This window comes from Nocardioides sp. Root240 (genome assembly GCF_001428825.1).
Taxonomy (GTDB): Bacteria; Actinomycetota; Actinomycetes; order Propionibacteriales; family Nocardioidaceae; genus Nocardioides.
This window is the reverse complement of sequence record NZ_LMIT01000002.1, coordinates 346093-365004: the sequence shown is the minus strand read 5'-3', so window position 1 is coordinate 365004 and position 18912 is coordinate 346093. Positions and strand designations below refer to the sequence as shown.

Annotated in this window: 20 protein-coding genes; 3 read left to right on the top strand and 17 right to left on the bottom strand. The window is 72.2% G+C overall.

What is annotated here, in order from left to right:
- Window positions 1-69: 69 nt before the first annotated feature.
- Complete coding sequence (locus ASE20_RS04710) at window positions 70-1521, bottom strand: glycine hydroxymethyltransferase (RefSeq protein WP_056893369.1); 1452 nt, start codon at window positions 1519-1521, stop codon at window positions 70-72.
- Window positions 1522-1914: 393 nt separating this feature from the next.
- Here ASE20_RS04710 and ASE20_RS04705 point away from each other — a divergent pair, with 393 nt between their 5' ends.
- The 3 genes from ASE20_RS04705 to ASE20_RS04695 all read left to right on the top strand — a co-directional run bounded on the left by ASE20_RS04705 (window position 1915) and on the right by ASE20_RS04695 (window position 5366).
- Window positions 1915-3630, top strand: a complete 1716-nt coding sequence (locus tag ASE20_RS04705) for a nitrite/sulfite reductase (RefSeq protein ID WP_056893368.1) — start codon at window positions 1915-1917, stop codon at window positions 3628-3630.
- 199 nt (window positions 3631-3829) lie between these two features.
- Complete coding sequence (locus ASE20_RS04700; protein ID WP_082612157.1) at window positions 3830-4576, top strand: phosphoadenylyl-sulfate reductase; 747 nt, start codon at window positions 3830-3832, stop codon at window positions 4574-4576.
- Window positions 4577-4622: 46 nt separating this feature from the next.
- The gene (locus ASE20_RS04695) at window positions 4623-5366 is read left to right on the top strand and encodes a sirohydrochlorin chelatase (RefSeq protein WP_056893367.1); all 744 of its coding nucleotides are present in this window, start codon (window positions 4623-4625) and stop codon (window positions 5364-5366) included.
- Window positions 5367-5475: 109 nt separating this feature from the next.
- Here the strand turns inward: ASE20_RS04695 and ASE20_RS04690 are convergent, their stop codons facing one another.
- The 16 genes from ASE20_RS04690 to ASE20_RS04615 all read right to left on the bottom strand — a co-directional run bounded on the left by ASE20_RS04690 (window position 5476) and on the right by ASE20_RS04615 (window position 18867).
- Window positions 5476-5904 carry a DUF3037 domain-containing protein gene (locus ASE20_RS04690; protein ID WP_082612156.1) on the bottom strand — a complete coding sequence of 143 codons (429 nt, stop codon included), beginning with the start codon at window positions 5902-5904 and terminating at the stop codon, window positions 5476-5478.
- On the bottom strand, window positions 5901-6698 hold the full coding sequence (locus ASE20_RS04685; protein WP_200952717.1) for a HipA family kinase: 798 nt from the start codon (window positions 6696-6698) through the stop codon (window positions 5901-5903). Before ASE20_RS04685 ends, ASE20_RS04690 begins: the two co-directional genes overlap by 4 nt.
- Window positions 6695-7555, bottom strand: coding sequence for a PPK2 family polyphosphate kinase (locus ASE20_RS04680; protein ID WP_056893365.1), 861 nt, complete (start codon window positions 7553-7555; stop codon window positions 6695-6697). The genes ASE20_RS04685 and ASE20_RS04680 overlap by 4 nt, the downstream gene beginning before the upstream one ends.
- Before the next feature lie 9 nt (window positions 7556-7564).
- Window positions 7565-8077 (bottom strand): phosphoribosyltransferase, encoded by a 513-nt coding sequence (locus ASE20_RS04675; RefSeq protein ID WP_056893852.1) that lies wholly within the window; start codon window positions 8075-8077, stop codon window positions 7565-7567.
- Between the two features lie 31 nt (window positions 8078-8108).
- Window positions 8109-8633, bottom strand: coding sequence for a regulatory protein RecX (locus ASE20_RS04670; RefSeq protein WP_056893364.1), 525 nt, complete (start codon window positions 8631-8633; stop codon window positions 8109-8111).
- A gap of 386 nt (window positions 8634-9019) precedes the next feature.
- Window positions 9020-10072, bottom strand: a complete 1053-nt coding sequence (gene recA, locus ASE20_RS04665; RefSeq protein ID WP_056893363.1) for a recombinase RecA — start codon at window positions 10070-10072, stop codon at window positions 9020-9022.
- A gap of 186 nt (window positions 10073-10258) precedes the next feature.
- Window positions 10259-11521: an MFS transporter gene (locus ASE20_RS04660; protein ID WP_082612155.1), complete on the bottom strand. Its 1263-nt coding sequence runs from the start codon at window positions 11519-11521 to the stop codon at window positions 10259-10261.
- Window positions 11518-11712, bottom strand: coding sequence for a DUF3046 domain-containing protein (locus ASE20_RS04655; RefSeq protein ID WP_056893361.1), 195 nt, complete (start codon window positions 11710-11712; stop codon window positions 11518-11520). The genes ASE20_RS04660 and ASE20_RS04655 overlap by 4 nt, the downstream gene beginning before the upstream one ends.
- Window positions 11709-12257 (bottom strand): DinB family protein, encoded by a 549-nt coding sequence (locus ASE20_RS04650; protein WP_056893360.1) that lies wholly within the window; start codon window positions 12255-12257, stop codon window positions 11709-11711. The genes ASE20_RS04655 and ASE20_RS04650 overlap by 4 nt, the downstream gene beginning before the upstream one ends.
- 85 nt (window positions 12258-12342) lie before the next feature.
- Window positions 12343-12594, bottom strand: coding sequence for a hypothetical protein (locus tag ASE20_RS04645; protein WP_056893359.1), 252 nt, complete (start codon window positions 12592-12594; stop codon window positions 12343-12345).
- A 13-nt stretch (window positions 12595-12607) separates the two neighbouring features.
- The gene (locus ASE20_RS04640; protein WP_056893358.1) at window positions 12608-13579 is read right to left on the bottom strand and encodes a DUF389 domain-containing protein; all 972 of its coding nucleotides are present in this window, start codon (window positions 13577-13579) and stop codon (window positions 12608-12610) included.
- Between the two features lie 30 nt (window positions 13580-13609).
- Entirely contained in the window at window positions 13610-14152 is a 543-nt protein-coding gene (locus ASE20_RS04635; RefSeq protein ID WP_056893357.1) for a DM13 domain-containing protein, read from the bottom strand.
- A 9-nt stretch (window positions 14153-14161) separates the two neighbouring features.
- Entirely contained in the window at window positions 14162-15316 is a 1155-nt protein-coding gene (gene hutI, locus ASE20_RS04630) for an imidazolonepropionase (protein ID WP_056893356.1), read from the bottom strand.
- 10 nt (window positions 15317-15326) lie between these two features.
- On the bottom strand, window positions 15327-16382 hold the full coding sequence (locus tag ASE20_RS04625) for a calcium-binding protein (protein ID WP_056893355.1): 1056 nt from the start codon (window positions 16380-16382) through the stop codon (window positions 15327-15329).
- Window positions 16383-16429: 47 nt separating this feature from the next.
- Window positions 16430-17683, bottom strand: a complete 1254-nt coding sequence (locus tag ASE20_RS04620) for a formimidoylglutamate deiminase (protein WP_056893354.1) — start codon at window positions 17681-17683, stop codon at window positions 16430-16432.
- The gene (locus tag ASE20_RS04615; RefSeq protein WP_318655580.1) at window positions 17680-18867 is read right to left on the bottom strand and encodes an allantoate amidohydrolase; all 1188 of its coding nucleotides are present in this window, start codon (window positions 18865-18867) and stop codon (window positions 17680-17682) included. The genes ASE20_RS04620 and ASE20_RS04615 overlap by 4 nt, the downstream gene beginning before the upstream one ends.
- Between the last annotated feature and the right edge of the window lie 45 nt (window positions 18868-18912).

Sequence of the window (18912 nt, the reverse complement as noted above, 5' to 3'; positions counted from 1 at the left end):
ACCAGCTGGGCGCGATCGGGCCGCGGACGCCGTACGAGACGCCCGCGGCTCGACGCGCGGTCAGCCTGGTCAGCTCAGGTCGAGGCCGGGGTACAGCGGGTGCTTGTCGAGCAGCTCGGCCGAGGCGCCACGGACCTTGTCGGCCACGCCCTCGCCGAGGACGTAGGACGCCTTCGAGGGCGCGCCGGCCGACGTCGTACCGGCCTCGGTGTTCTGGAGGACGTGGACGATCAGGTCGGCGACCTGGTCGAACTCGTCGGCGCCGAAGCCGCGGCTGGTGAGCGCCGGGGTGCCGATCCGGATGCCCGAGGTGTACCAGGCGCCGTTCGGGTCGGAGGGGACCGAGTTGCGGTTGGTGACCACGCCGGCGTCGAGCAGGGCCGACTCGGCCTGGCGGCCGGTGAGGCCGAACGACGACACGTCGAGCAGCACGATGTGGTTGTCGGTGCCGTCGGTGACCAGCTTGGTGCCGCGCTTCATCAGGCCCTCGGCGAGCGCCTTGGCGTTGTCGGCGACGGTCTGGGCGTAGGTGCGGAACTCCGGCGTGCGCGCCTCGGCGAAGGCGACGGCCTTGGCGGCCATGACGTGCGAGAGCGGGCCGCCGAGGACCATCGGGCAGCCGCGGTCGACGCTCGGGGCGTACTCCTCCGTGGCGAGGATGAAGCCGCCGCGCGGGCCGCGGAGCGACTTGTGCGAGGTGCTGGTGACGACGTGGGCGTGCGGGATCGGGTCCTCGTCGCCGGTGAACACCTTGCCCGCGACCAGACCGGCGAAGTGCGCCATGTCGACCATCAGGGTGGCGCCCACCTCGTCGGCGATCTCGCGCATCTTGGCGAAGTTCACTCGGCGCGGGTACGCCGAGTAGCCGGCGACCAGGATGAGCGGCTTGAACTCCTTGGCCTTGGCGCGCAGGGCGTCGTAGTCGATCAGGCCGGTCTCGGGGTCGGTGCCGTACTGCTGCTGGTGGAACATCTTGCCGCTGATGTTCGGGCGGAAGCCGTGGGTGAGGTGGCCGCCGGTGTCGAGGCTCATGCCGAGCAGACGCTGGTTGCCGAGCTCGTGGCGCAGCTTCTCCCAGTCGGCGTCCGACAGGTCGTTCATGTTCTTCACGCCGGCGTCCTGGAGCCACGGGCCCTCGACGCGGTGCGCGAGGATCGCCCAGTAGGCGGTCAGGTTGGCGTCGATGCCGGAGTGCGGCTGGACGTAGGCGTACTCGGCACCGAACAGCTCACGGGCATGCTCGGCCGCGAGGGACTCGACCGTGTCGACGTTCTGGCAGCCGGCGTAGAAGCGGTGGCCGACGGTGCCCTCGGCGTACTTGTCGCTGAACCAGGTGCCCATCGTGAGCAGCACGGCCGGCGAGGCGTAGTTCTCGCTCGCGATCAGCTTGAGCGACGCCCGCTGGTCGGCGAGCTCCTGGCGGGTGGCGTCCGCGATGCGCGGCTCGACGGAGGAGATGACCTCGAGCGCCTGGCGGTAGGCACTGCTGACGAGTTCGCCGTTGAGGGAGTTGTCGCTCATGGGCCCCAGCGTAGTGGTGCCCGCGGACACCTTTCGCGTGGCCGGTCCGACACCCGGTGTGCACCGGATGCTGGCGACGTGACAGGCGTGGCCTCGTGTGACCTGCGTCGCAGGGACGGCGCAACCACGGGGCGGAGCGGAATCGGCGTATCGAATCATGAGACGAGCGTCCACATCATGAGATTCAGATTTGGTGGAGTGCCGTCCGAAGGATGAGACTCATTGACATGGTCTCTGCTGCTACTCACGCGCACCTCGTGGTACGTCGCCACGTGGACTTCGGGCGCACGCGCAGCATGATGTGTTGGCCCCGCTGATCACGCCGACCGCCATCCCCGAGCCGCGCGCCTGAACTCCCTCGGTGCGCCCATCAGCGAAGGACCTTCTCTCCGCATGCCTGACCTGCGCTTCAAGCCCGAGCGAGCAAAGTTCACCGAGATCCCGCGCCCCAAGCGCGCGGAGGGCCAGTGGGCCCTCGGCTACACCGAGCCGCTCAACAAGAACGAGCAGTCGAAGAAGGACGACGACCCGCTGAACGTGCGGGACCGGATCCTCTACATCTACTCCAAGCGCGGCTTCGACTCGATCGACCCCGCCGACCTGCGCGGCCGCTTCCGCTGGATGGGTCTCTACACCCAGCGCCGGCCCGGCATCCTCGGCAACGAGACCGCGGCCCTCGAGGAAGAGGACCTGGACGACCGCTACTTCATGCTGCGGGTCCGCTCCGACGGCAAGCTGCTCTCGCCGGCGGCCGTCCGCGCCCTGGGCTCCATCGGCGTCGACTTCGCCCGCGACACCGCGGACGTCACCGACCGCGAGAACATCCAGTACCACTGGATCGAGATCGAGAACGTGCCGGCGATCTGGGAGCGGCTGGAGGCCGTCGGCCTGCACTCGCTCGAGGCCTGCGGCGACTCGCCGCGCCCCTTCCTCGGCTCGCCCGTCGCCGGCGTGGCCAAGGACGAGATCATCGACGGCACGCCGGCGCTGCTCGAGATCGAGCGTCGCTTCATCGGCAACAAGGACTTCTCGAACTTCCCGCGGAAGTTCAAGACCGCCGTCACCGGCCACCCGAGCATGGACGTCTCCCCCGAGACCAACGACGTGTCCTTCGTCGGTTCCGTGCACCCCGAGCTCGGCCCCGGCTTCGACGTCTGGGTCGGCGGCGGCCTGTCCACCAACCCGATGCTCGCGCAGAAGCTCGGCGTGTGGATCCCGCTCGACGAGGTCCCCGACGTGTGGGCCGGTGTCGCCGGCATCTTCCGTGACTACGGCTACCGCCGCCTGCGCTCGCGCGCCCGGCTGAAGTTCCTGGTCGCCGACTGGGGCGTCGAGAAGTTCCGCGAGGTCCTCGAGAACGAGTACCTCGGCAAGAAGCTCGAGACCCTCGACTCCCCCGAGACGCCCGTCGGCCACCGCGACCACATCGGCGTCCACGAGCAGAAGGACGGCCGCTTCTACGTCGGCCTGGCTCCCTCCGCGGGACGGATCTCCGGCACCGCCCTGGTCCAGCTCGCCGACCTGATGGAGGAGTTCGGCGTCGAGGGCGCCCGTCTGACGGCGTACCAGAAGATCGTGCTGATCGGCGTCGACGGCGACAGGACCGAGGCCCTCCTGGACCGCCTCGACGCCATCGGCCTGACGGCCCGCCCGTCGAACTGGCGCCGCAACACGATGGCCTGCACCGGCATCGAGTTCTGCAAGCTCGCCCTCGTCGACACCAAGGAGCGGGCCCGGCTGCTCACCGTGGAGCTCGAGAAGCGCTTCCCGGACCTCGACACCCCGATCACGATCAACGTGAACGGCTGCCCGAACGCCTGCGCCCGCACGCAGATCGCCGACATCGGCCTCAAGGGCCAGATGGTGCTGTCCGACGGCGAGCAGGTCGAGGGCTTCCAGGTGCACCTCGGTGGTGCGACCGGCCTGCGCGCCAACTTCGGCCGCAAGCTGCGTGCCCACAAGGTCACCAGTGCCGGCCTCGACGACTACGTCACCACGATCGTCACCAACTACCTCGCCGACCGCAACGACGGCGAGGCGTTCGACGAGTGGGTCCACCGCGCGGACGAGGACCTGCTGCGCGGCGAGAAGACCCTGGAATCTGTCTGATGGCACACGGGTCGGTCGAGCCGGGCAGCGGTCGGAGCGCGCGCGCCGCGTCGCCGTTCCACTGCCCGTACTGCGGCGACACCGACCTGTGGCCCCGGGAAGCAGGCGGCTGGGAATGCCGCAGCTGCCTCCGGGCCTTCAGTCTCCAGTTCCTGGGGCCCGCCGCCCCGTCCGCCCGCACCCCTGAAGGAGGTGCTTCATGACCGCCGCCACCACCCGGGCCGCCCGCGCGTTCCGCGGAGCCCACACCGAGGGCCGCTCCCCCGAGGAGCTGCGTGAGCTGGTGTCCCACTGGGGCGCCGAGCTCGAGCTGGCTCCCGCCGAGGTCATCATCGAGTGGGCCGCCGCCACGTTCGGCGACCGCTTCTGCATCACCTCGTCGATGGGCGACGCCGTCCTCGCGCACCTCGCGCAGAAGGTCGTCCCCGGCGTCGACGTCGTCTTCCTCGACACCGGCTACCACTTCGTCGAGACCATCGGCACGCGCGACGCCGTCGCCGCGACGATGAACGTCAACCTGATCTCGATCACGCCCGTGCAGTCGGTGGCCGAGCAGGACGCCGAGTACGGCCCCGAGCTCTACAAGCGCGACCCCGACCTGTGCTGCGCCCTGCGCAAGGTCAAGCCGCTGGCCGACTCCCTCGCCGGGTACGACGCCTGGGCCACCGGGCTGCGCCGTGCGGAGACGCACAACCGCGTGATCGCGCCGGTGATCGGTTGGGACGCCAAGAAGCAGAAGGTCAAGGTCTCCCCCATCGCCCGCTGGAGCGACGAGCAGGTCGAGCGCTACATCGCCGAGAACGGCGTGCTCGTCAACCCGCTCGTCTACGACGGCTACCCGTCCATCGGCTGCGCGCCGTGCACCCGCCGGGTCGCCCCCGGCGAGGACCCGCGCAGCGGCCGCTGGGCCGGCACGAACAAGACCGAATGCGGAATCCACTCATGACAAGGACGTCATCGGACCGCAACAGGACTGGAAGGGGTGACTCCTGATGGCTGCTCCCGCACTCATCGCCCTGGCCCACGGCAGCCGGGACCCACGCTCGGCCGCCACCATCACGGCACTGGTCGACGCCACGAAGGCGCTGCGCCCGGACCTGCGCATCGAGCGGGCCTTCCTCGACCTCTCCAAGCCGGGCTTCCACACCGTGGTCGACCGGCTGGTGAAGGCCGGGTTCGACGAGATCGTCGTCGTACCCCTGCTGCTGGTCGAGGCCTTCCACGCGAAGGTCGACGTCCCGGAGATGATCGCCGAGGCGACCACGCGCCACCCCGGACTGCAGATCCGTGCGACCGAGGTGCTCGGCCTCGAGGCCCGCTTCCTCGAGGTGCTCGACGAGCGGCTCCGCGAGGCGCTCAGCGCCGCCCGGGTCCGTGAGCTCGACGCGCTCGTCCTCGCCGCCGCTGGTACGACGGACCCGCTGGCCAACCAGGCCGTGGCCCGTCTCGCCCGGCTCTGGGGCGCCCACCACCGCCTGCCGGTGACCGCGGCCTACGCCACCAGCGCTCCCCCGGCCACCGGCGAGGCCGTGCGCGCGTTCCGCGCCGAGGGCCGCCGGCACATCGCCGTCGCGTCCCTCTTCCTCGCACCCGGCAGCCTGGTCGACCGGGCCGCCGAGCTCGCCGTCGAGGCCGGCGCCGTGGCCGTGTCCGAGCCGCTGGGTGCGCACCCGGAGATCGCGCGGACGATCCTGGCCCGCTACGCCGTGGGTGCGGTCGAGCTGGTTCCCGTCTGACGGGAGTTTCACCGGCCGGCCGGCCGGTGAAACTCCCGTGCCTGGACGACGAAACTCACGCTGGGACGACGAAGCTTCGTCGTCCCAGCGTGAGTTTTCTCGTCCAGGGTCAGCGGACGAGGGTGGCGAGCAGGTGCTCGAGGGTGGCCTGGGGATCCGCGGTGACGCCACCGTGGACCGGGCCGGGCTGGAGCACCGTGCTGCGCGGCGCCTTCAGGAACCCGAACCGGGTGCTCGCGTCGTCGCGTGCGGCCCGGGACCCGTAGGCGGTCGCCCGCACGCCGACCCCGAAGTCGCTGTGCGCCTCGCCGCGGCACACCTTCTCGATCGCGGCCAGCGCCGCGGTCACGGATGCGATGTCGACCTCGGCGTCGAGGGCGCGGACCCGGTCCTCGTCGACGGCGGACAGCACGCCGAGGAAGTCGGCGTCGGGACAGTGGAGGACCACGCCGACGTTGACGAACTCCTCGCGCTCGACGCGCGGGACGCAGCGCAGCGTGACGTACTGGTACGGCCGGTAGCCGCCGCTCTCCGTCACGCGCCCGCCTCCGCGAGCACCTCGGGCAGCCAGGGGCGGCCGCCGTCGCGGCGCGCGGCCAGGAAGGCGACGTACCGCTCCCGGAGGGCGTCGGGCGTCTCCGCGCCCGGCACCGGCTCCAGCCAGTCGTCGTCCACGGCGTCGAGGACCGCGGTCAGGGCGGCGTCGTCGACCCGCGCAGCGAGGGCCGCGTCCTGCGCGCGGGCCTGCCCGGCGTACGCCCGGAGGATGTGCTCGCTCGTGTCGTAGGGCTGGCGCGCGAACCGCTCCGGGTCACCCGGGCCGCCGGACCACGAGTGGTGGAAGTACAGCGACGCACCGTGGTCGATCGCCTGCAGGGTGCCGCGCCAGACCAGCAGGTTGGGGTTGCGCCAGCTGCGGTCGACGTTCGCCGTGAACGCGTCGAGCCAGAGCACGCGACCCGCAAGCTCCGGGTCCGGCTCGGTGGTCGGGTCGTAGCCGAAGGAGCCCGGCAGGAAGTCGATGCCGAGGTTGAGGCCGGCGCTGGCGTTGATGAGGTCCTGGACCTCCTCGTCGGCCTCGAAGCGCGCGATGTCGGGGTCGAGGTCGAGCACGACCTGGTCCGGCGTGGGGACGTCGAGCAGCCGGGCCAGCCCCGCCACGATCACCTCGGCGACCAGCACCCGCGGCCCCTGGCCGGCGCCACGGAACTTGCAGACGTAGGTGCCGAGGTCGTCGGCCTCGACGATCCCCGGCAGGCTGCCGCCCTCGCGAAGCGGCGTGACGTACCGGGTGACCCGGACCCGCTCCAGGGCGGTCGTCGGCGCGGTCACAGGGGCAGCTCGTCGACGAGCCGCTGCTTCTCGTGCTCGATGTCGAAGTCGGCGGCCGGCCAGGACAGGTCGAACGAGCGCAGCGCGTCGAGCAGCAGGCTGCCGATGGCCAGGTTGCGGTACCACTTCTTGTCCGCGGGGATCACGTGCCAGGGCGCGCCGTCGGTGTTCGTGCGCTCGATCGCGATCTCGTAGGCCTCCTGGTAGGCCGGCCACAGCTCGCGCTCGTCGACGTCCCCCGGGTTGTACTTCCAGTACTTGGTCGGGTCGTCCAGGCGCGCCAGCAGGCGCTTCTTCTGCTCCGCGGCGGAGATGTGCAGCATGCACTTGATCACGGTCGTGCCCTGCTCGGCGAGGTCCGCCTCCCAGTCGTTGATCGCGCCGTACCGCCGCCGGATCTCGTCGGGCGAGGCCAGCTCGCGCACCCGTGCGATCAGCACGTCCTCGTAGTGCGACCGGTCGAACACGCCGACCAGGCCGACGGGCGGCAGCGCCTTGGTGATCCGCCACAGGAAGTCGTGCTTGCGCTCGTCCTCGGTCGGCGCCTTGAAGGAGGTGATCCGCACGCCCTGTGGGTCCATCAGGCCGACCGTCGAGCGCAGCGTGCCCCCCTTGCCGGAGGTGTCCATGCCCTGCAGGACCAACAGGATCGAGCGACGCCCGCCCGACTTGCCGTCGGCGAACAGCCGTTCCTGCAGCTCCTCCAGCTCCGGGGCGAGCGCGGCGAGCGCTTCCTCGCCCTCCGACTTGCCGCCGTCGAAGCCCGGTGCTGCATCGGTCTCGATCGCGGCGAGGTCGACCGGGCCGGGGGCGATCCGGAGGTGCGAGGTCAGGTCCGAGACAGGGAACGCGCTCATGCGGGAACCCTAGTGGGCGCCCCCGCCACGGCGGTCCACCAGCGGCGGCGTCGAGGACCACGGGAAGTCGATCCATGCCTCGGTACGACGCCAGACGTACTCCGGCCGGATCACCGTCCACGGCTTCTCGTAGATCACCGCGGTCCGCGCCTCTGCGACGTGGTCGACGAAGAAGTCACGGACCACCTCGAGGGTCTTGCCGGTGTCGGCCACGTCGTCGGCGATCAGCACCCTCATGCCGGTCAGGTCGATCGCGGCCGGCGTCGGCGGCAGCATCATCGGCACGTCGAGGCGCTCGTTGACGCCGGTGTAGAACTCGACGTTGACCGCGGACAGGTTCTTCACGTCCAGCGCGTAGCCCAGGCCCATGGCGAGGCCGAGGCCGCCACGGGCGATCGCCAGGACGATGTCGGGCTCGAAGCCGTCGTCGACGACCTGCTGCGCCAGGTCGCGGACGGCGCTGCCGAACAGCTCGTAGGTGAGGACTTCGCGTTCGGGGGCAGCGGGCGCGTCGGAGGTCACGGCGCCATTGTGCGGCACGGGCCGCCCGGCGTCACGACGCGTCGGCGTCGTCCTGCAGGGCGAGCTCCTGGCGGACCACGGCGTAGGCCAGGCCCGCGGAGTACCCCTTGCGCGCCAGCATCCCCACCAGGCGCCGGGCCGCGACCTGCTCGTCGAGGCCACGCATGCTGCGCAGCTTCTTGCGGACGAGCTGGCGCGCCGCGGCCTCCTCGTCGTCGGGGTCGACCTCGGCGAGGACCGCCTTCGCGGTCTCGTCGGCGATGCCCTTGCGGCGCAACTCGACCGCGATCGCGGTGCGGGCCAGGCCGCGGGAACGCTGACGACCCTCGACCCAGGCGCGGGCGAAGGCCTCATCGTCGACCAGGCCGACCTCCTCGAAGCGGTCGAGGAGGCGCTCGGCGATCTCGTCGGGGACGAGCTTCTTGGCGAGGCGTTCCTCCAGCTCGTGGCGCGAGCGGGCCTTGATGCTGAGCTGGTCGAGGAGGATCTTGCGGGCGACGGACTCGGGATCGGCGTCGTCGCCCTTGGCCGTGGGAGGTGGCTCCTCGTTGCGCATGTGCACCTCTCTCCTCGGAATCGTGCCGGTCTCAGTCGGTGGTGGGGCGTTCGTCCGGTCTCCTCCGGCGCCCAGCCGGACCTCCGGCTCCTCCCGGATGGCCCTCGCCGGCGCAGAGCGGGGACCCCGCCGTCGGCGCTCGTCTGCCGCGCGGTCGTCAGGTGCTACGCACGCCGACGGCACCCCGATGCGCCGTCGAGGGCCATCCGTACGGCGCCTCCGGCGCGTCCGGCCACCTGCGGCGACCGGACGAACGCCGGTGGGGTGCGGGATCCGCCCCGCCCTTCAGTGTCGGCTTGCCGCCGTGCCAACCCGCTTCCTACGCAACGCGACCGCGGGCCGGCAGCGTGGCGCGAGGAACGAGCGACACGCTCGGCCCCTTCAACTCAGAAGGAGTCGACGCCGATCGGGTCGTCGGAGAGGTCGTTGAAGTCGCCGTCGACGGTGGGGGTGACGCCGAGCTTCTCGAGGATCTTCTTCTCCAGCTCGTTGGCCAGGTCGGGGTTGTCCTTGAGGAAGGTGCGGGCGTTCTCCTTGCCCTGGCCGAGCTGGTCGCCCTCGTAGGTGTACCAAGCGCCGGCCTTGCGGACCAGGCCGGCCTCGACGCCCACGTCGATCAGGCCGCCCTCGCGGGAGATGCCCTTGCCGTACATGATGTCGAACTCGGCCTGCTTGAACGGCGGGGCGACCTTGTTCTTCACGACCTTGACCCGGGTGCGGTTGCCGACCATGTCGGTGCCGTCCTTGAGGGTCTCGATGCGGCGCACGTCGAGACGCACGGAGGAGTAGAACTTCAGCGCGCGACCACCGGTGGTGGTCTCGGGCGAGCCGAACATGACGCCGATCTTCTCGCGGAGCTGGTTGATGAAGATCGCGGTCGTCTTGGACTGGTTGAGGGCACCGGTCATCTTGCGGAGGGCCTGCGACATGAGGCGGGCCTGGAGGCCGACGTGGCTGTCGCCCATCTCGCCCTCGATCTCGGCACGGGGCACGAGCGCGGCGACGGAGTCGATGACGATCAGGTCGAGCGCGCCGGAGCGGATCAGCATGTCGGCGATCTCGAGGGCCTGCTCACCGGAGTCGGGCTGGGAGACCAGGAGGGCGTCGGTGTCGACGCCGAGGGCCTTGGCGTAGTCGGGGTCGAGCGCGTGCTCGGCGTCGATGAAGGCCACGATGCCGCCGGCGGCCTGGGCGCTGGCCACCGCGTGCAGGGCGACCGTGGTCTTACCACTCGACTCGGGACCGTAGATCTCCACGACCCGGCCGCGCGGGAGGCCGCCGATGCCGAGGGCCACGTCGAGAGCGATGGCTCCGGTGGGGATCACGTCGAGCGGGGCGCGCGAGTCGTCGCCGAGTCGCATCACCGAGCCCTTGCCGTACTGCTTCTCGATGTTGAGCAGCGCCGTCTCGAGCGCCTTGTTGCGGTCATCTCCAGCCATGTGCCTACCGTCCTTCGTCTCGTGTGGGCCAGGTACGTCGGCGACGCTAGGGCGGCCTCCCGACACAACCTGGTCAGTCGTGTCGGCGTTGTGGACGAGTCGTCCCGGCGTCGTACCTGTGGACGGGGGCGGGATGGTCCCGGCCGTCGTGGGACAGACGTTAGCCGAACACGTGTTCGAAGTGGGTCAGGCGGTGGCCCGGCGTGTCGCCGCGGTTGCTGCGGCCGCGCGCGCCGCCGCTCCCAGCACCCCCACGACGAGGAGCAGGCTGGCGAGGGCCAGGGCCGGGTAGTCGGCGATGCCGACGATCACCCCGGCGAGCGCGCCGGCAGCCGCGGCGGTCAGGCCCATCACCAGGTCGGACGCGCCCTGGACGTCGGTCCGGGCCTCGAGCGGGGCGTGCTCGGCCACCATCGTCGAGGCCGACACCATCGCCAGCGACCAGCCGAGACCGAGCAGGAACAGCCCGGCGGTCACCTGCCACGACATCCCGGTGGGTGCGGACGCGCAGAGCAGGAGCGCGACCAGCAGGGTCGCTCCCCCGGCCCCCAGCACCGGTGGTCGGCCGAAGCGGTCGGCGAGCAGGCCGACGACCGGGGAAAAGGCGAACATGCCGAGCACGTGGACGCTGATCACGATGCCGATGACCTCGAGGCCGGAGCCACCGTGCTCCATGTGCAGCGGCGTCATCACCATCACCCCGACCATCGTCGCGTGGGTCAGCGCCAGACCTCCGATGGCGTACCCGAGGACCGGTCGCTCCCTGATCGCGGCCACCGCGCGGGCCCAGGACGAGCCGCCCCGCACCACCGCAGGAGGCCGCAGGCCGGCCTCCTCGTCGGCCGCGGCGAGGGACTGCGCCAGCAGCAGCGGGTCCGGGCGGAGCAGCAGCGCCACCACCAGTGCGGCGGCGAGCATGCCGATCGCGCCGAGCGCGAACGGGCCGGTCAGCTCGGGGATGTCGACGGCGTCGGCGAAGGAGCCGGCCGGGCCGGTGAGGTTCGGGCCGGCGACCGCGCCGATCGTGGTGGCCCACACGACGAGCGACAGCGAGCGCGCGCGGGTCTCGTCGGTGGCGAGGTCGGTGGCGGCGTACCGGGCGGCGCTGTTGGCCGCCGTACCGGCGCCGAGCATCACGGCGCCGACGAGGAGCAACGGCATCGAGCCGACGACACCGGCGAGGACGGCGGTCAGCCCACCGCCCGCGCCGACGAGGTAGCCCGTCATCAGGCCGGCCCGCCGGCCACGCCGTGCCATCAACGGCGCCAGCAGGAACGAGATCACCGCCGCGCCCAGCACCTGCGCGGTCTGCGCGAGGCCGGACAACGTCTCCGAGCCCGACAGGTCGCGCGCCAGCAGGGATGCGGTCGCGATGCCGATGGTGATGCCGACGGCACCGACCGCCTGGGTCAGGACGAGGACGCGGACGGTACGACGCTGGGCGTTCACCGCTCGCTCGCCGGGAGATCCAGCGCCGCCCACACCGCGCGCCAGACCTCCTTGGGGGCGAACCCCGCGTCGAGTGCCTCCTGCGTGGTGCGGCCCCCGAGCTCGCCCATGACGTACTGCGTGGCCCACACCCGCGCGTAGCCGGACCCCAGGTGGTGGTCCATCCGCGCCCAGAGCTCCGTGTGCCTCACTCCCCCATGATCCAACGCACGTCCCAGCGGTGGTGCACCAGGTCGTGCAGGTGGTAGCGCCCGAGGGTCTCGACCGTGAAGACGCTGCCGTTGCTGCGTCGACCCGGCCGCGACCACTGGTCGTCGGCGACGCCGTCGTACCAGCCCGCGGCGACCTCGGCCGCCGCCACCAGGTCCGGTACGACGCCCGCCGCCTCCTGCAGGTCGTAGCGCTGCGTCGCGGCGGTCTCGTCCTGGTCCCAGTTCGCGAAGAGCGGGTCGTCGTCGGTGAGCATCTGCTCGACCCGGCCGGCGAAGACGCGGTGCACGTCGCGCACGTGGCAGCCGTACTCGGTCGGCGACCACACCGCCGGCTCCGGCCGCGTGCCGGCGCGCGGGTCACCGAGGGCGCGCGCCCAGAAGGCGGCGTTGTCGCGGATCGCACCGGCGATCGAGGAGCGGCCGACGGTCGCGGCGTCGAACCCGCACTCGGCGCAGGTCTCGTCGAGCACCCAGGTCCAGTCCTTGGTGTCGGGCTCGATCGGGGACGCGTGCTCGGTGCTCATGGGTCCATCCTCGTGGCCAGAACCCCCGTCGGACGAGGGATTTACGGCCACCGCCCGTCGAAGCACTGCCAGATCGGATGAGGGGTCAGGAGGGTTCGGCGAGCAGCTCCGCCCGGCGCTCCGTCGCCGGCCCGGTCAGCGCGAGCAGGTTGAACTGCGCGAGCCCCGACATCACGGTGACCTCGTCGACGTCGAGCAGCCGGGACACCGCGACGACCGCCTCGTCGACGGTACGCGCGCGGGTGATCAACGCGATCACCTGGGTGGCGTTCTCCGCGACGGCCTGCACGAAGCGCAGCCGGTCGAGCTGCGCGCGGTGGTCCTCGTCCTGCTCCATGCCCGAACCGTAGTCACTCCGCACCGGGTTGGCGGCGCAGGCGGGCGACCAGCCGGGCCCGGCGCGCCGACGCGCGGCTCCACACGGCCTGCTGGAAGGCCAGCGTCAGCCAGCCCGCAGCCGCCATGCCGGCGACGTTCAGGAGGAGCTGCAGGGCGCTCCCACGCACCTCGTCCGGTACGCCGAACGCGAGGCCCAGCGCGACATTGCCCGCCGCCGGGATCGTGGTCACCGAGATGAAGACACCGGACAGGCCGCCCACCTTGCCCGAGGTCAACGACAGCGCGCCGGCAGCCGCCGCGATCACCGCCACGATGAAGGACCACTTGTCGGGGCTGTAGATGAACGCCGTCGCCGGCCGCGGCGCGGTCACCTGGTCGACGGTGACCCAGCCCAGCCCGCGCGCGGCCAGGGCGGCGAGGGTCGCGGTCGCGATCGCGACCGCGAACCCGACCACCAGCGCGCGGCCGGCGTGGCGCAGCAGCGCGGGTCGGCGTCGTACGAGGGCGAGGCCGAGGGCCGCGACGGGGACGAACTCCGGCCCCAGGACCATCGCCCCGATCACCAGCACCTGCGAGTCGAGGACGATCGCGATGCTCGCGATCAGGGTCGCCAGCGTCATGAAGGTCAGGTAGGTCCAGTTCAGCTCGGACTCGTCGAAAGCGCGCTGGGTCACCTCCGCCCAGACCACGGCGTCGGTCGACGACCCGGGCGTCTGCTTCTCCGCCTCGTGGGCGGGCCGCGACACCCAGGTCGCCACCGGTACGACGTGGAGCGCGCCCTCGTGCTGGACGCCGATCGCGCGCAGCGCGTCCACCACTTCGTTGACCGCCTCGCGCGGCAGGTCCGCCTCGACCAGGTCGCCCTCGGGGACGAGCGCGGCACCCGGCACGCACGTCAGCGCGGTGACCGCGGGATCCTGGCGCAGCAGGTCGACGACGGCCGGGGTGAGGTCACGGGGCGAGGTGATCCGCAGGTGCTGCACGGCGACAGTCTCCCCCAGGCGTGTCGGACCTCAGCCGATTGCGGCCGTCCCGAACGCGACGTTGAACCGGTCGCACCAGATCACGACCGACCTCATCGGCCGCAGGTCCGCCCGGCCGGGAATCTCGTACGACTGGCTCCCCCGGTTTCCCTTGAGCGGGCCGAGGCGGACGTACCGGCCGTCGTCGTAGCTGCCCCAGGAGCCGCCGCTCGGCTGGTCCGTGAGCCAGACGTGGAGGTCCGGCCCGTTCGAGGTGTCGAGGTCGTCGAGCCGCAGGAACCGGCTGCCGTCGCTGCGCCGGTAGACCGTCGCGCGCCCGGTCGTGCCGTGCTCGGCGTCGACGAAAGCGGCGGACGCCAGCGCCACGCGCGTGCGGGCGGTGCCGGACGCCGACGGGACGGCGGTGTCGGAGAGCCCGGCACTCGCCGTACCGACGACCCGGCTGGGGTCGTCGCTCTCGTGGACCTCGTCGTCGACCAACAGCAGCCATGGCTGGAAGACCGGCAGCGCGGCGACCAGCAGCACGACGAGGAGCCCGCCGAGCGACAGGCCGATCGTGCGCTTGCGGCTCATGCCTCGAGTCTAGGAGACGCCGGCCCTCCAGGTCCGGGCGATGATCGGGACGCCGGGCCGGTAGGCCAGGTGCAGGTGCGACGGCGCGTCGAGCAGGACCAGGTCGGCCCGCTTGCCCGGTGCGAGCACGCCGACGTCGGTGCGCCCCAGCGCCTGCGCGCCACCCGCGGTGGCGGCCCACACGGCCTCGGCCGGCGTCATGCCCATCTCTCGCACCGCCAGGGCGATGCAGAAGGGCAGCGAGCTGGTGTAGCAGGAGCCGGGGTTGCAGTCGCTCGCGAGCGCCACCGTCACGCCGGCGTCGATCAGCCGGCGGCCCGAAGGGTACGGCTGGCGGGTGCTGAACTCCACGCCGGGCAGCAGGGTGGCGACGGTGCCCGCCTCACGGAGGGCGTGCACGTCGGCGTCGGAGAGGTAGGTGCAGTGGTCGACGGCGGTCAGGCCGAGCTCGGCGGCCAGCTGGACGCCGGGCCCCTCCCCCAGCTGGTTGGCGTGCAGCCGCCCCCGCAGGCCGGCGGCCGCCCCTGCCGCGAGGATGGTGCGGGCCTGGTCGGCGTCGAACGCGCCGTCCTCGCAGAACACGTCGATCCATCGGGCGTACGGCGCCGCGGCGGCCAGCATCGGACCGGTCACCAGGTCGACGTAGCCGGCCGGGTCGTCGGCGTACTCCGGCGGGACCACGTGCGCGCCGAGGAAGGTGGTCTCGTCGGTGAACCCGCGGGCGATCCGCAGCGAGCGGGACTCGTCGTCGACGGAGAGCCCGTAGCCGGACTTGATCTCGACGGTCGTCGTACCCTGCCGGCGCATCTCGTCGACGTGCCGCGCGACGCCCGCGGCGAGCTCCTCGTCGGAGGCCGCACGGGTGGCGGCGACGGTGGTGCGGATGCCGCCGGCGGCGTACGACTCCCCGGCCATGCGGGCGCGGAACTCCTGGGCACGGTCGCCCGCGAACACCAGGTGGCTGTGGCTGTCGACGAAGCCGGGGATCACCGCCCGGCCCGCGGCGTCGACGACCTCGTCGGCGGCCGGTGCGTCGGCCGCCGAGCCGACCCACGCCACGACGCCGTCCTCGAGGAGGAGGGCGGCGTCGGCGCGCAGGCCGAGCTCGGGGTCGTTGGTGACGAGCTCACCGATGTTGGTCAGCAGGGTCGTCGGGCTCGTCATGTGGTCTCTCTCAGAGGAAGTCGGCAGGAACGAACATGTGGGAGCCGCCGTCGAACGCCCCCAGGTCGTGGTCGTCGGTGGTGACGACGACGAAGGACGTGCCCATCCCGCTGCTGACGAAGCCGGTGACGAGGTCGATCGCGTCCTCGTCGGCGAAGTCCGCCAGGGTGTGGATGCCGAAGTCGCCACCGTCACCAGCGACGATCAGGTCGGCACCGGCACCACCGGTGAGCAGGGCTTTGCCCTCACCGCCGTTGAGCTCGTTGGCCAGGGCGTTGCCCGTGAGCGTGTCGTCGCCCCAGCCGCCGTGCAGGTTCTCGAACGCCCCACCCGACGACAGACGGACCGACAGTGCCGCGCTCGCCTGCTGGTAGGTCGTCGCGGACAGGTCGAGGGTGATCCCGGTCGGGCCGAAGAAGCGGACCTCGTCGGTGCCCTCGCCAGCCTGCTCGACGAGGAGGTGTCGGCCGGCCAGGGCGCCGTCGAAGTGGTAGGCGTCGTCGCCGGTGCCACCCCGCAGGATGTCCCGCCCGGCGTGCGCGGCCAGGACGTCGTCGCCGCCGTCGCCGAGGACGCGGTCATGGCCTCCCTGCCCCTCGAGGCGGTCGTTCCCCGTCGCCCCGAGGAGGGTGTCGTTGCCGCCACCGCCGAAGAGGGCATCGTTGCCGGTGCCACCGCGCAGCTCGTCGGCACCGCTGCCGCCGACCACCCGGTCGGCGCCGTTGCCGGCGGAGACCGTGACCCCGCGAAGCCCGGGCCGGATCCGCACCACGTCGTTGCCGCCGTAGGTCGAGACCCGGATGACCTCGACGTTGCGCACCGTCGGCACGCCGCCGCGGTGCACGATCCGGGAGTCGGCCCTCACGACGATCCGGCCGCTGGCCCTGCGCACCAGCTCGATGCGGTTGGCGCTGTCGTTGCCCGCCACGGTCAGCGCGCCGTGGCGGAAGGTGACGGTGATCGTCCCTGCAGCCTGCGCGGGCGGGGCGGCGACGAGGGCGGTGCCCGTGACGGCGGCGGCGAGGCCGAGCGCCGCGAGGGTACGTCGAGTGGTCCTGCTGGTCATGGTGGTGTCCCTTCCGAGCGAGAGGTCACCAAGAACATAACCCGGGATCATCGCCAGACACCGTCGATCGCGGCCCCGAGATCGCGACCGATCCGCGCGTGGTCGCCGTCGAAGACCGGGCGTCCGCCCGCGACGACATGGGTCACGTCGGCCGAGGTCGCGGCGAACACCGCGGTGTGCTCGTCGGCGCCGGTGCCGGCGGTCCGCGGACTCGCGAGGTCGATCGTGACCAGGTCGCCGGGCTCGCCGACGGCGATCCGGCCGGTGGTCCGCGCCAGCAGGTCCGAAGCGGAGAAGCGACCGCGCGAGATCGAGCCGAGCCGCTCGTCCATCTCCCAGGCGCGCACCTCCTCGAAGGGGTCCACCACCGCTTGGCTGTCGCTGCCGATGGTGATCCGCACGCCCGCGTCGGCGAGCTGGCGGGCCGGCCCGATGCCGTCGCCGAGGTCGCGCTCGGTGGTCGGGCAGAGGCTGACCTCGGTGTCGGTGGCGGCGAGCAGTGCGATGTCGGCGTCGGTCAGGTGGGTCGCGTGCACGGCGGTGGCGTCGGGGCCGAGCGCGCCGGCCTCGGCGAGGACGCCGGTCGGCGTCAGGCCGTACGCCGCCAGGCAGGCCTCGTTCTCGGCGGGCTGCTCGGACACGTGGGCGTGCAGGGGGCGTCCCCGCAGCGCCGCGACGACGGTCGGCATCTGCTCGCGCGGGACCGCTCGCACCGAGTGGATCGCGCCGCCGACCCGGTCGTGCCGGATCGCCGCCACCCGCTCGGCCCATCGGTCGGCGTCGCCGTCGGTGAAGCGCACCTGGCTGCCGGCGACCGGCTGGCCGATCCCCCCGGCGAGGTAGCAGGTGTCGAGCAGCGTGAGCCGGATGCCGGTGGCCTCGGCAGCGGCGACGAGGGCATGGCCCAGCGCGTTCGGGTCGTCGTACGGCGTGCCGTCGGGCTGGTGGTGGACGTAGTGGAACTCGCTCACCGAGGTGTACCCCGCCGCGAGCATCTCTGCGTAGGTGGCCCGCGCGAGGGCGAAGTAGTTGTCGGGGTCGAGCCGCGCGGCGGCGTCGTACATCTGCTCGCGCCAGGTCCAGAACGTGCCGCTCCCCCGCTGGGTGCGGCCACGGAGGGCGCGGTGGAAGGCGTGGCTGTGGGTGTTCGCGAAGCCGGGCAGGGTCAGGCCGCGCAGCGGGGTGGCAGTGCGCCTCGCGTCGGGCTCGACACTGGTGAACACGCCGTCCTCGATCTCGACCCGGACCGCCTCGCGGACAGCGCCGTCGACCCACGCCTTCTCGAGCAGGTACGCCGTCATGACACCAGTCCGGTGAGCGCGGTGGCCAGTGCCTCCACGCCGGCGAGGCAGTCGGCCATCTCCGCGGTCTCGTACGGCGAGTGCGAGACCCCCGACGGATTGCGGACGAAGAGCATCGCGGTCGCGATGCCGGCGTCCTGCAGGATGCCGGCGTCGTGCCCGGCCTGCGTCGGCAGCACGGGGACGCCGCCGAGGCGGGCCGCGAGCTCGTCGCGGAGCGCGACATCGAAGGCGACCTCGCCGCTGACGGACTCGGCGGTCACGGTCACGGTGGTGCCGTCGCGTCCCGCGCGCTCGGTGGCCTGGCGCTCGATCTCCGCCACCAGGGCGGAGAGCGCGGCGTCGGACTCGGCACGGGCATCGAGCCAGCCGGTGACGTGGGAGGGCACCGCGTTCGTGCCGTTGGGCCGGACGTCGATCCGGCCGAACGTCGCGCGCTGCCCCGAGAGCCGGGCCTGCTTGTTGGCCGCGAGCGCGGTCATCGCGTAGGTGAGCATCGGGTCGGCGCGGTCCTCCATGCGGGTGGTGCCCGCATGGTCGGCGCGACCGGCGATGTCGTACCGGTACCGGCCGTGCGGCCAGATCGCGTCGTGGACGCCGACGGGGGCGTCGCGCTCGATCAGGCCGCGGCCCTGCTCGACGTGGAGCTCGACGTACGTCGCGACGCCCTCGAGCAGCCGGGACTCGCCGCCCTCGATCACGTCGCCCAGGCGCACGCCGTCGCGGTCGGTGAGCTCGCGGGCGCCGTCCCAGGTCGTCGTACCGGTGGCGAGCCGCGAGCCGAGGCAGGCCCGGCCGAAGCGCGAGCCCTCCTCCTCGACGAAGGCGGCGACGCCGAGCCGCCGGTTCGGCTCCACGCCGCGCTCGCGCATCAGGTCGAGCGCGGCGAAGGAGGAGACGACGCCGAGCGGGCCGTCGTAGGCACCCCCGTCGAGGACGGAGTCGAGGTGGGAGCCGGTCAGCACCTTGCCGGAGTCGCCGGCGGGTCCCCACCACGCGACCAGGTTGCCGAACGGGTCCTCCTCGAGCTCCAGCCCGCGGGCGGTGGCCGCCTCGCGGAACCACGCACGGAGCTCGAGCTCGGCCGCGTGCCACGGCTGGCGGAAGTAGCCTCCGCTGGACGCCGAGCGGCCGATGGGCACGAGGTCGCGCCACATCTGCTCGAAGTCGGGAACATCCGTCACGTCAGCGACTCCTCCGTGTCTCGAGACGCGTCGCTCGTCCCTCGC

Bases quoted from the DNA above. Each gene is read 5' to 3' on its own strand.
- ASE20_RS04710 (WP_056893369.1), bottom strand. From the start codon at position 1,521: ATGAGCGACAACTCCCTCAACGGCGAACTCGTCAGCAGTGCCTACCGC.
- ASE20_RS04620 (WP_056893354.1), bottom strand. From the start codon at position 17,683: ATGACGGCGTACCTGCTCGAGAAGGCGTGGGTCGACGGCGCTGTCCGC.
- ASE20_RS04635 (WP_056893357.1), bottom strand. From the start codon at position 14,152: ATGAGCCGCAAGCGCACGATCGGCCTGTCGCTCGGCGGGCTCCTCGTC.
- ASE20_RS04695 (WP_056893367.1), top strand. From the start codon at position 4,623: ATGGCTGCTCCCGCACTCATCGCCCTGGCCCACGGCAGCCGGGACCCA.
- hutI (WP_056893356.1), bottom strand. From the start codon at position 15,316: ATGACGAGCCCGACGACCCTGCTGACCAACATCGGTGAGCTCGTCACC.
- recA (WP_056893363.1), bottom strand. From the start codon at position 10,072: ATGGCTGGAGATGACCGCAACAAGGCGCTCGAGACGGCGCTGCTCAAC.
- ASE20_RS04705 (WP_056893368.1), top strand. From the start codon at position 1,915: ATGCCTGACCTGCGCTTCAAGCCCGAGCGAGCAAAGTTCACCGAGATC.
- ASE20_RS04680 (WP_056893365.1), bottom strand. From the start codon at position 7,555: ATGAGCGCGTTCCCTGTCTCGGACCTGACCTCGCACCTCCGGATCGCC.
- ASE20_RS04670 (WP_056893364.1), bottom strand. From the start codon at position 8,633: ATGCGCAACGAGGAGCCACCTCCCACGGCCAAGGGCGACGACGCCGAT.
- ASE20_RS04650 (WP_056893360.1), bottom strand. From the start codon at position 12,257: ATGAGCACCGAGCACGCGTCCCCGATCGAGCCCGACACCAAGGACTGG.
- ASE20_RS04645 (WP_056893359.1), bottom strand. From the start codon at position 12,594: ATGGAGCAGGACGAGGACCACCGCGCGCAGCTCGACCGGCTGCGCTTC.
- ASE20_RS04625 (WP_056893355.1), bottom strand. From the start codon at position 16,382: ATGACCAGCAGGACCACTCGACGTACCCTCGCGGCGCTCGGCCTCGCC.
- ASE20_RS04700 (WP_082612157.1), top strand. From the start codon at position 3,830: ATGACCGCCGCCACCACCCGGGCCGCCCGCGCGTTCCGCGGAGCCCAC.